The sequence below is a fragment of the Pseudonocardia sp. 73-21 genome (genome assembly GCF_001899645.1).
Classification (GTDB): domain Bacteria; phylum Actinomycetota; class Actinomycetes; order Mycobacteriales; family Pseudonocardiaceae; genus Pseudonocardia.
The window spans coordinates 38858-48882 of sequence record NZ_MKVV01000079.1 but is presented as its reverse complement, the minus strand read 5'-3'; the positions used below and the strand labels follow the sequence as shown (position 1 = coordinate 48882).

Below are 10025 nucleotides of genomic sequence, written 5' to 3'. Positions count from 1 at the left end.
CGACGCTGGGTTGGTCTTTGCGGGCGGGGAAGTCGCCGGCCTTCTTGGTGGCGCGGGGGCTGGCGCGGTCGGGGCGGCGGCGGACGAAGAATCTTGGGTCGAGGATCTTGAGCAGGAACGTCGCGAGGGCCAGGTCAGCCTGGTGAGGGGGGAAAGCCCGCCGTGACCGAATCGGTCGCGGCGGCCAGGACGTGCGGGAAGCTGATCTGGTCGGGTGGGATGCCGGTGGCGTCCACGGCCGCGCCGATGAGGGTGTGGATGGCCTGGTAGACCGCGAACAGGGCCCACATCTCCTGGGCGACGCCCTCGGGGTCCTTGCTGCGCAGCACCGCCATGCCCGCTCCCATGTCGGTCTTGTGGTGCCCGATCACGGTCTCGCACTCCCACCGCATCGGGTAGGCGCAGGCCAGGTCCAGCGCGGGGTGGGCCTCGGGGTCGAGCAGGTCGGTGACCAGCGCGAACACCTCCGAGGTGTCCTCGTTGTCGGAGCCGGCTGTGTCGTGGGAACCGGCAGGGCGGCTGTGCACGGTGTACTCGATGACCCGCACCATGATCGGCGCCCCGTCGGCCTTGCGGCGCGGCTGGAGCACGGCCAGGTAGGTGCCGTCGGCGAGCACCTGCACCGGAGTCAGCCGGAACGACGCCGAGGCCCGCCACAGGATGTGCGCGCCGCTGGCGAGGACGTCGCGGGCCAGGGTGTGGGACAGGAAGTTGCGGTCGGCCAGCACCAGCATGTCCTGGGCGAACGCCGGGAGCAGATCCCGGGCCAGGGTCTGCTCGCCGACCGTGTACGGGCCCTGGGCGGCCCCGATCAGCGCCCCGGTGCCCGACTCGGCCGCGACGATCCAGCGGACCTGCGGGAACGCCCCGTCCCGGGTCGCGTTCGACGGTCGCCCGAAGTACTCGGCGTTCTCCGCAGTGTTGGGCACATCGGTGGTGGTGCCGTCCATCGAGACCACACGCAGCCCGCAGCAGAACACCCCGGCCACGTCGGGGGCGCCGACCGGGCCGGCGACGGAGTCGAAGAGCATGTGCAGCGGATCGGCACCCAGCTTGGTCCGGGCCCGCGCCAGGCTGGAGATGTTCGGGGGCCGCCACCGCCGACCGCCACCGGCGTCGACCCAGCCGTGCGGGTCCAGGACACCGTCGAGCAGCTGCTGGCCACGGCGGCGGTGATACAACGCGTCCACCAGCTTGATCATCACTCGTCCGTAGCCGCAGTTCGGGCCCCGGAACAACCACAACGCCAGCACGAAGTACACCACCAACCGTGCCGGCAACAGACGGCGACGCTGCTCCCGGGTGTCGGTCGCGGCCACGATCTCATCCACCAACGCCGGTGGGAAAGCCCTGGTCAAAGCCCCCACCGACACCCGATCGGGAAGCCAGCCCTCCGGTGAGAGCCCCTCGGACCCGTCATGCGCCACACCCGTGATCATCCCGCGACACGAGACACAACCCGTGCACCTCAAGCAGTGTGTCGCGATCTAAAGCAAGGCCATTGGGGGAGCGGCCCGTGTGCGCGGCTCACTAACAACCGCGAGAGTAATCCGCCGCTGGACCCCTGGGAGTGTGTCATATGATGAAGCGCGCACTGGACTCAACCCTCGCAATTGGGGTGCTTCTCTTCGCCACGCTCGGAGTGTCCGCCGGTACGGCCAACGCCGCCCCCGCTACCGAGACGCCCCAAGTTTGCTCCTCCCCCAACCCGAACATTTGCTCCTCCCGCCCCGCGCCGGGCCAGTCTCCAGCAACGCCAGGTCATCACCCTTCAGCAAGGCCGGGTCATCACCATTCAGCAAAGCCAGGTCATCGCGGAGGCAAGAACTCGGGAGTCGGCTCAGGGGTACTCTCGTCCCCGGCCCCGATTCGGGTGCCCGTCAATATCTGCGGAAACGGAATAGTCGTCATCAATCCACTCAATCCAGCGTTCGGTAACATCTGCGTCAATGCGTGAGCCAACCCGCGACGACTTTCCTTACTCCACCCACCGTCGGTCAATTGAAGGAGTTCTGCACCATGGGTGAGTTGAGGCGACGCTTCGGCTACGGGCTCGGCGGGGTGGTGCTGGCAGCGGGTTCGCTGGTGTCGGCCGGGGCCGGGGTTGCGACGGCGGCAACGCCGTGCGTCACCTCGGGGGCAACGACTGTTTGCAGCTACGGCTACACCGGCGGTGAGCAGCGATTCACCGTCCCGGCAGGGGTGAGCTCGGTGCGGGTGGTCGCCGTCGGCGCGGCCGGAGGCGCGGACTACGGGGGAAACCCCGGCGGGCAGGGTGCACAGGTTACCGGGACCCTGGGCGGCCTTAGCGGCGGTCAGGTTCTGTACGTGGAGGTCGGTCAGCAGCCGGACACCGCCTCCACGTCGGAGGGCGACACGCCGACGGCGTTCAACGGGGGCGGCGCCCCCGGCTTCGGGAACGCGTCAGGCGGTGGCGGCGGCGCTTCGGATGTGCGGGCTGTCTCCAGTACGGCTGCGGGGTCGCTGGCCTCCCGGCTGATCGTGGCCGGCGGCGGCGGCGGACATTCCGCCTCGGATGAGGCGACCGTGCCAGCGGCCAACGCCGGGGAAGACGCGCAGCCTGCGGCCGCGACCGCCGCAGGCGGCCAAGGCGGCTTCGCCGGGACACAGACCGCCGGGGGGGCCGGCGGCCAGGGCGGTACCGGCAGCCAGGCACTCCTTTGTGCGAGCGCACCTTCGGGGTCGCCGGGCTCGCTGGGCCAGGGCGGTGATGGCGTTGGCGCTTCTACCTCATCGGGCGGCGGTGGCGGGGGCCTGTACGGCGGGGGTGGTGGCGGCGGCTCGACGGGTGCGGGCTCGGGTGCGGGCGATAACTGCCCCCTCCTGGATGCTGCCGGTGGTGGCGGGGGCGGGTCGTCGCTGGTGCCCGCGGGGGGCACGGTCGCGCTGACCGACAGCCCGGCCGCGGTGACGATCTCTTACACCACGGGTCTGAGCGAGCCGCCGCCTGCGGCGGCGACGGCGGTTCGTGGTGGCGGGACGCTGACGGTGGGTGCCCAGCGGTACACCGTGGCCGTCACGGCGACCGTCACGGCCACGGGGAAGGTGTCCGGCTCGTTCGGCCTGGCCGGTGGGGGAGCCGACACCACGGCCGGGTCTCGCACGATCACGAAGGTCACGAAGACCTCGACCGGTGCCATCGTCGCGGGGACCGCGGTCACGGGGTCGGGGAAGACAGTGCCGTTCACGCTGACCGTTGTTGACAAGCCGGGCGGTCAGGACCAGCTGACGGTGACCCTTGGCACGAAGACGGTTGCCGGAACCTTGACCCAAGGCGCCATCAGCATTGGCTAGAAGGCCGGGCGTTGCCGGTGAGCCCGCCTACGACGTGGTGGGTGTCCGCGTCGACGGCTGCGGGTTCGGCGAGGTCCTCGGGTCGGTAGCGGTAGGCGATGGGGCGCCGACGGCTCGACCGGCGCACCCGGTGTAGATGGCACCTTGCCCGGGGGCATCGGCGGTCCCGGTACAGCGGCGGCAACGGCGGCGACGCGCTGAGCTTCAACGGCGGACAACAACCCAACGCGCCTTGCCCGCCGACGCCGCGATCGACCAGGCCGACGATGCATCGGTGCCCTGCACGCTTTCGGTGCCGTCAGCGCAGCGATGTCGTGCACGTCGACCACACCCCGTTGCCGTCGACGTCGTCGCGATGCCCCTGAGCGAGGCGACCCGCAGCGCGTGCGTTGAAGAGTTGCTAAGATCTGCAATCGTTCGTTCTTGGCTGCTGTGTGCTGCGGTGGGGGATCCAGGGAGAGGTGGTCCGGATGAGCAAGCCGCTCTATCAGTTGAAGGCGGAGTTCTTCAAGACTCTGGCGCATCCGGTGCGGATCCGGGTGCTCGAGTTGCTCGGTGAGCGCGAACACTCGGTGGCAGAAATGCTGCCCGAGGTGGGGATCGAGCCGGCGAACCTCTCTCAGCAGCTGGCGGTGCTGCGCCGGGCGGGGCTGGTGGTGGCACGCAAGGAGGGGTCGACGGTGCACTACTCGCTCACGAGCCCGCAGGTTGCCGAGTTGCTGGCGGTAGCACGGCAAATTCTGACATCGGTGCTGACCGGCCAGGTCGAGTTGCTGGAGGACCTGCAGGGCGCTCGGGTGGCCGCCTCGACGGCGCGGAGTCGCTGAGGCGCGACCATGGGGCCGAGTCCGGAGGCGTCACCCCGGCAACCTGCGTCCGGGGGGTGCGCTCACCCGGTCTCCTCCACGGCGCTGGTGACCGACGCCCACGCGGACGCGGGGACCCAGCCCACGGTGTCGATGCCATTCTCCAGGGCCCGGTCGAGCAGGTCCAGGATCCGCGAGGCGTGCTGGTCCGCCGCGAACGGTCGGTCGTCCCGCTGTGCGGCCAGCATCGCCTGCTGTGCGCGGTCGACGGATTCGCGCAAGGCCTGCTCGAACACGTCCATCGCAGTCGTGTCCTCTCGATGTGTTCGGCCCGCCCCCCTGCGGCCCTGGGATTCAAGAACAATTCCTGCAACGCTCGACTCAGCTCAGCCGCATGGATGTGCGGACCAGGGTGTAGGGCTCGACGTTCAGGAACTTCACCCCGCCCCGGCTCGTGGCGCTGCTGTGCAGCCGTGCCATGGCCTCCTCTGCGGCGTCGGCGGCTGCCAGGTCCTGCCAGGCCGTCGCGACGATGCCGGAGCCCGAACCGGGGTCGAGGAGCAACTGGATGCTGCAGAGGCCGGCGCACGCGGTCAGCGCGGGTAGTACCTGCTCATCGAAGAACGAGATCGCCTCGTCGAATCTGGCCAGCTCGATCTGCATGCGCGCGAAACGCACTGCCGCCCCGGGCGGTGTCGCCGCCGGCTGCTGCTGGGCTGCCACCTCGAAGCTCTCCACGCTCAGATCGCCTCCGGCGACCGCGACCGCTCCTTCCCGAACCCGGGTCAGCACGGCCTCGGATGAGTGCAGCGGCTCGTCCCAGTACGACGCGGCAACGATCAGGCCGGCCTCGCGGTCGACCAGGGTGAGCAGGCCGCTGTTGCCGGCCGCGGCCTCGACAACCGGCCGATCCGACTCTTCGATGTACTCGACTGCAGCATCGATCTTGCTCTTCTCGCCGAAGATCGTGTTGATCCGCACGTACATGAGGGTTCTCCTTCGAATTCTGTCGATCCACCGGATCGGGCCGCAGCAGCGAGGTCGCCGGACCTCGGTGAAGCACGGCCTCAGGAGACTATGTCGGCTCTCCTATATTATCAGTTGCAGTGTTCTGCAAGTCACGATACCTTGTTTCTTCGATCAGGGTGAGCCTGAGGGGTCCGACAGGATGAGCGTGATCACGAAGCTGCGCAGTGAGGTCGACGTCGTCCTGACCAGGTTGGCCGCCGCCCGGGCGGCGGGGCTGCCCTATGAGACCTATCTGCACCGGGCGCATCTGCAGGACCTCATGGACACCGCGGCCCGCCACGGTGTCGACCCGGACACCTGGGTCGACCGGTCGACGCTGCCTCTCCCCACCCTGACCGACCCGTGACCGCTGCACCTGCGGGCGGCACGCCCGCTCGGTGCCCTGCGGCTCTCCCGCAGGATCTGATGACGATGGCGGATCGTCGGTCCGTGCGGCCGCGGCCGTCGCCGGCCAGGCACCCGGCCCTGAGGAGGTCAGCAGGACGGCGCTGTTTCCCCCAGGACCATGTACGGCGTGTGCGTCATTCCAGCTCCGGTGCCGGACGCAGAACCGTGGAGCCGAGGAGGCGGCAGGCCAGCAGGGCCACCTCCACGTCGATCCGGCCGTTCTGCAGTGGCCGGCCGCGCACCTGCTCGGCCTTGCGGATGCGGTACTGGATCGTGTTCTTGTGCAGGTGCAGCTCCGCGGCCGCGGCGGCGAGGCTGCTGCCGTTCGACAGGTACACCCAGAGCGTCTCGCGCAGGCGCGCGGCGGTCTCGTCGTCGTCGGCCAGGCCGCCCAGCGCCGCCTGCACCCATGGCGCGGCCGAGCCGGGGCCGACGGCGAGCAGGGCCAGCGGGCCGAGCTGGGCCGGTGTGGTGACGCGCTGCCGGTGTGCCGGGTCCGCGGCCACGGCGATCTGCTGGGCCTGCTGCGCCTGCTGGTGGGTGCGGCGGAAACCGGCCGGGCCCGGGGCCGGGTCACCGAGGGCGGCGTAGGTGCCGGGCACGGCCGCCACGGCGTCCGTCGGGCCGGTGGCGGTGGGGAACCAGGTCCACAGCGTCGACGCGTCGGGCGCCACCACCAGTGGTGGGCGGGCGCAGCCCAGTGCCGTCGCGATCGCCGGCACGAGACGTTCGAGCAGGGGGAGGCGGGTGTCCTCGTCGACGTCGGCGCCGCACCACAGGACGGCGGCGACGTGGCAGGCGGAGAGGTCGTAGCCCAGTGAGGCTCCGCCGGCGTCCACCGACCGGGACGCGAGCAGGGCGGTGACCTTGGCGAGCCGGGCGGTGTTGCGCTGCCGGATCCAGCCGTCGCGTTCGGACTGGTAGGCGGCGACGACCTCCTCCGACATCGCGTCGACCACGCTGAACGTGACCGACGCCAGGTCCCGGGCTGCCGCCGCGACCTCGTGGGCGTCGGCGTGCGTGGCCGCGATCAGGTCGATGAGCTCCTGCTGGAACGCGGCCTGCCCCAGGCGGTAGGCGCGCAGCATCACCGAGATCGGGATGCCCCGTTGCGCCAGGTGGCGGGCCAGCTCCAGCCCGGCGTCCGGGGCGCGGATTCCGGTGACCGGCGCCGCCGAGCCCAGCACGGCCAGGCCCGCCCGGATCGTGTCCTGGACGGTGGCCGCCAGCACCGGCCGCAGGCGGGGATCGCCGGCGAGCTCGGGGAGCGCGCCGGCGATCTCGTCGAGCACGGTGGCGACCAGTGCGGTGCTGTCGGCCAGCAGTTGTTCGGCCAACTGGCCGAGGGTGTCCGACGCCGATGGGGGCACGGGCGGAATGTACCGGCCGGGCCGCCGATCAGGCCTCGAGACGCAGGGCCGAGACGGGACAGGACCGCACCGCGGAGTCCACGAGCTCGCGGTGTTCGTCGCCGGGCGCCTCGTCGAGGACGAGGACCAGGCCGTCGTCGTCCAGCTCGAAGAACTCGTGGGCCATGGCCTCGCACATCCCGTGGCCGTCGCACACGTCGCGGTCGGCGGTGATCCGCATCGTCACGCCTCCGTGTGGGCGAGCGGGACGAAGTCGACCTTGTCCCGGACGCCGCAGTCGGGGCAGGTCCAGTCGTTCGGGATGTCCGACCACGCCGTGCCCGCCGCGAAGCCCTCGAGCTCGTTGCCCTCGGCCACGACGTAGGTGTGGCCGCAGCCGGGGCAGCGGGCGGCGGCGACGTCGTCACCGGCGACCACGGCCGCGGTGTCCGCGCCGACGGCGGTCGCGTCGGGGACGAGCACCGGGTAGCGGGCGAGCAGCGCCGCGCGCTTGCGCGGGGCGAGGTTGGCCCGGCGCAGGTCGCCGTCGTAGTGCGCGACGACCAGCGGATCCATCGTCCGCCGGAACAGCGGCGGGATCACGGCGAGTGCCATCATGCCGGTGTAGCCGGTGGGCAGGACAGGGCTCTCCGGGAAGTCGCGCAGGGTCTGGAAGCGCCGGGTCGGGTTGGCGTGGTGGTCGCTGTGGCGCTGCAGGTGGTAGAGCAGCACGTTGGTGGCGATGTTGTTGGAGTTCCACGAGTGGGCGGGCGTGACCCGCTCGTAGCGACGGCGGTCGGGCGGGCCGACCTGCTGGCGCAGCATCCCGTAGTGCTCCATGTAGTTGACCAGCTCCAGCAGCGTGAAGCCGAAGACCGCCTGGATCACCAGGTACGGCAGGATCCCGACGCCGAACACCACGATCAGCGCGCCCCACAGCACGGCCGACATCAGCCAGGCGTTGATGACGTCGTTGCGCAGGCGGAACGGGTGCTGGTCCCGGCGCGCGAACCGCTTGCGCTCCACCCGCCACGCGCTGCGCAGCGACCCGACGACCGTGCGCGGCCAGAACGCGTAGAAGCTCTCGCCCATGCGGCTCGACGCCGGGTCGTCCGGAGTGGCGACGCGGACGTGGTGGCCGCGGTTGTGCTCGATGTAGAAGTGGCCGTAGAAGCACTGCGCCAGCGCGATCCGGGCGAGCCAGCGCTCGGAGGACTCCTTCTTGTGGCCCAGCTCGTGCGCGGTGTTGATGCCGATGCCGGCGACGGCGCCCAGCGTCAGGGCCAGGCCGACCATGCCGGCCACCCCGGAGTCCTGTGTCGCGATGAACCACATCCCCAGGACGAGACCCCCGTACTGCAGCGGCAGGAAGGCGTAGGTGATCCAGCGGTAGTAGCGGTCCTCCTCCAGCGCCTCCATCACCTCGTCGGGCGGGTTGGTGTGGTCGCGCCCCGCGAACAGGTCGATCAGCGGCACGACCACGAGCACGATGATCGGACCGAGCCAGAGCGTGACCTCGAGGCCGGTCGCGGCGTAGAGGCCCATCGCCATGAACGGCAGCAGCGGGACGATCAGGCCGAGCATCCACAGGTGGCGCTTGTGGTCGTGCCACGTGTCCTGGCCGTCGACCGGCCGTTCCAGTGCGTAGGTCCTCATGCAGTCCTCCCCGGTGAAGAAAGCTCGGTCTCGTGGAAAGGGACGCTACGAGCACGGCACCGCAGGTCCATCGGGCTCCGGAACGAACCGCAGGGCTTCCGTTGGTCTGCAGCACAGCCGCACGGCCTTTCTGTCACGGCGTCGATCTGCCTACGCTCCGGGCGTGCCACCGACTGCTGCTCAGGATCCCCGCGACCTCCCCGCCCGTCGCGCCGTGCTCACCGGCCTCATCGGTCCCGGTGGTGGACGGCGGGCCTTCGTGGACGCCACCGGAACGCCGGTGGTGCTGCCGCCCGTGATCCGGCGCCTGGTCGCCGCCGACGAGCAGGTGGGCGAGTTGCTGCGCGAGCTCGGCGCGCCGCTGGTCGGGTGGGCCGGGGCCGTCGGCGACGTCGCCGCGCTGCGCCCCGACGTCATCGTCGCCGGCACGGTCGACGGAACGCACGACCACGTCGAGGCGCTGCGGCTGGTGGCGCCCGTCGTCGCGGTGGACCTCGGGCGGCCTGATGTGGCCACGGCGGACCTGCGGGCCCTGCTCGGCACCGTCGTCGGGGGCGGCCGGCCGGCGACCGAGCCCGTGTCCGACCGCCGCGTGGGTGCGCCCTAGCTACCGCTGCAGCCCCAGGGCGGCCAGCCGGTCGGGGTCGGCGAGGATGTCGAGCCGCTGGATGCGGCCGTCGACGATCGTGAACGACATGACCGACGTGACCGCCGTCGCCGTCGCCGACACCAGCCCGACCGTGCCGTTCACCAGCATCGGACGGGCGGTGGGAGCGGCCCGGCCGAACAGCAGGGCGTTGGCGGCGATCTCCGCCGCCCCCCGGACGAGCTTGGACACACCCGCCGGACCGGCGTCGACGCGCAGCACGGCACCGGGGTCGAGCAGCGCCACGAGCGCCTCGAAGTCCCCGTGACCCGATGCCGCGAGCCAGGCGTCCACCACCTCCCGCTGCCTGGCGAGGTCGCGCTCGGGCGCCGGGGCCTCGTCCCGGACGCGCCGCCGCGCCCGGCTGGCCGGCTGGCGCGTCGCGGCCGGGCTGCGTCCCACGATCGGTGCGATCGCGTCGAACGGGACGGCGAACATGTCGTGCAGGACGAGCGCCAGGCGTTCGGCGGGGTCGAGCGAGTCCAGCACCACCTGCAGCGCGAGCCCGACGGCGTCGGCCAGCATCGCCTGCTCGACCGGGTCGTCACCGGTGCCCACCACGGGGTCGGGGACGTGGACGTCGAGGGGGTCCTCGCGGCGGTGGGTGCGCGAGCGCAGCATGTTCAAACACTGGCGGGCGACCACGGTGGTGAGCCAGCCGCCGACGTTCTCCACACCGTCGGCGCCCGCGCGGGCCACCCGCAGCCAGGACTCCTGCACGGCGTCCTCGGCCTCGGCGTGCGAGCCGAGCATCCGGTAGGCCACCGCGCGCAGCCGCGGGCGGTGCTCCTCGAAGCGGTCGGTGAGCCAGGCGGTGTCGGGCATCGGTCACATCCT

Annotated in this window: 12 protein-coding genes; 5 read left to right on the top strand and 7 right to left on the bottom strand. The window is 71.3% G+C overall.

The annotated features are described in order from the left end of the window. Positions 1–134: 134 nt before the first annotated feature. A complete protein-coding gene (locus BGP03_RS24820) occupies positions 135–1439 on the bottom strand; it encodes an IS4 family transposase (protein ID WP_299737686.1) in 1305 nt (434 codons plus the stop codon). Positions 1440–1579: 140 nt separating this feature from the next. Here BGP03_RS24820 and BGP03_RS24815 point away from each other — a divergent pair, with 140 nt between their 5' ends. From BGP03_RS24815 to BGP03_RS24805, 3 genes are all read left to right on the top strand, one after another. Then, a complete protein-coding gene (locus tag BGP03_RS24815) occupies positions 1580–1957 on the top strand; it encodes a chaplin (protein WP_363094427.1) in 378 nt (125 codons plus the stop codon). A gap of 44 nt (positions 1958–2001) precedes the next feature. Beyond that, a complete protein-coding gene (locus tag BGP03_RS24810; RefSeq protein ID WP_298799491.1) occupies positions 2002–3315 on the top strand; it encodes a glycine-rich protein in 1314 nt (437 codons plus the stop codon). Positions 3316–3785: 470 nt separating this feature from the next. Beyond that, complete coding sequence (locus BGP03_RS24805; protein ID WP_296374334.1) at positions 3786–4142, top strand: metalloregulator ArsR/SmtB family transcription factor; 357 nt, start codon at positions 3786–3788, stop codon at positions 4140–4142. Positions 4143–4204: 62 nt separating this feature from the next. Here the strand turns inward: BGP03_RS24805 and BGP03_RS24800 are convergent, their stop codons facing one another. Continuing rightward, positions 4205–4423: a hypothetical protein gene (locus BGP03_RS24800; protein WP_296374335.1), complete on the bottom strand. Its 219-nt coding sequence runs from the start codon at positions 4421–4423 to the stop codon at positions 4205–4207. A 79-nt stretch (positions 4424–4502) separates the two neighbouring features. Further along, the gene (locus tag BGP03_RS24795; RefSeq protein WP_296374337.1) at positions 4503–5108 is read right to left on the bottom strand and encodes a hypothetical protein; all 606 of its coding nucleotides are present in this window, start codon (positions 5106–5108) and stop codon (positions 4503–4505) included. A 181-nt stretch (positions 5109–5289) separates the two neighbouring features. Between BGP03_RS24795 and BGP03_RS24790 the strand changes: the two genes are divergently transcribed. Beyond that, a complete protein-coding gene (locus tag BGP03_RS24790; protein ID WP_296374339.1) occupies positions 5290–5496 on the top strand; it encodes a hypothetical protein in 207 nt (68 codons plus the stop codon). A 175-nt stretch (positions 5497–5671) separates the two neighbouring features. Here BGP03_RS24790 and BGP03_RS24785 read toward each other — a convergent pair whose 3' ends face one another. From BGP03_RS24785 to BGP03_RS24775, 3 genes are read right to left on the bottom strand one after another with little or no spacing between them, the layout of a single operon-like run. After that, positions 5672–6907: a helix-turn-helix domain-containing protein gene (locus tag BGP03_RS24785; protein WP_298799492.1), complete on the bottom strand. Its 1236-nt coding sequence runs from the start codon at positions 6905–6907 to the stop codon at positions 5672–5674. Positions 6908–6935: 28 nt separating this feature from the next. Further along, positions 6936–7127, bottom strand: coding sequence for a ferredoxin (locus BGP03_RS24780; RefSeq protein ID WP_296374343.1), 192 nt, complete (start codon positions 7125–7127; stop codon positions 6936–6938). A gap of 2 nt (positions 7128–7129) precedes the next feature. After that, positions 7130–8542 (bottom strand): fatty acid desaturase, encoded by a 1413-nt coding sequence (locus tag BGP03_RS24775; protein ID WP_298799493.1) that lies wholly within the window; start codon positions 8540–8542, stop codon positions 7130–7132. Between the two features lie 163 nt (positions 8543–8705). Between BGP03_RS24775 and BGP03_RS24770 the strand changes: the two genes are divergently transcribed. Continuing rightward, positions 8706–9149: a hypothetical protein gene (locus BGP03_RS24770; RefSeq protein ID WP_296374346.1), complete on the top strand. Its 444-nt coding sequence runs from the start codon at positions 8706–8708 to the stop codon at positions 9147–9149. Here BGP03_RS24770 and BGP03_RS24765 read toward each other — a convergent pair whose 3' ends face one another. Further along, on the bottom strand, positions 9150–10013 hold the full coding sequence (locus BGP03_RS24765) for a sigma-70 family RNA polymerase sigma factor (protein ID WP_298799494.1): 864 nt from the start codon (positions 10011–10013) through the stop codon (positions 9150–9152). Between the last annotated feature and the right edge of the window lie 12 nt (positions 10014–10025).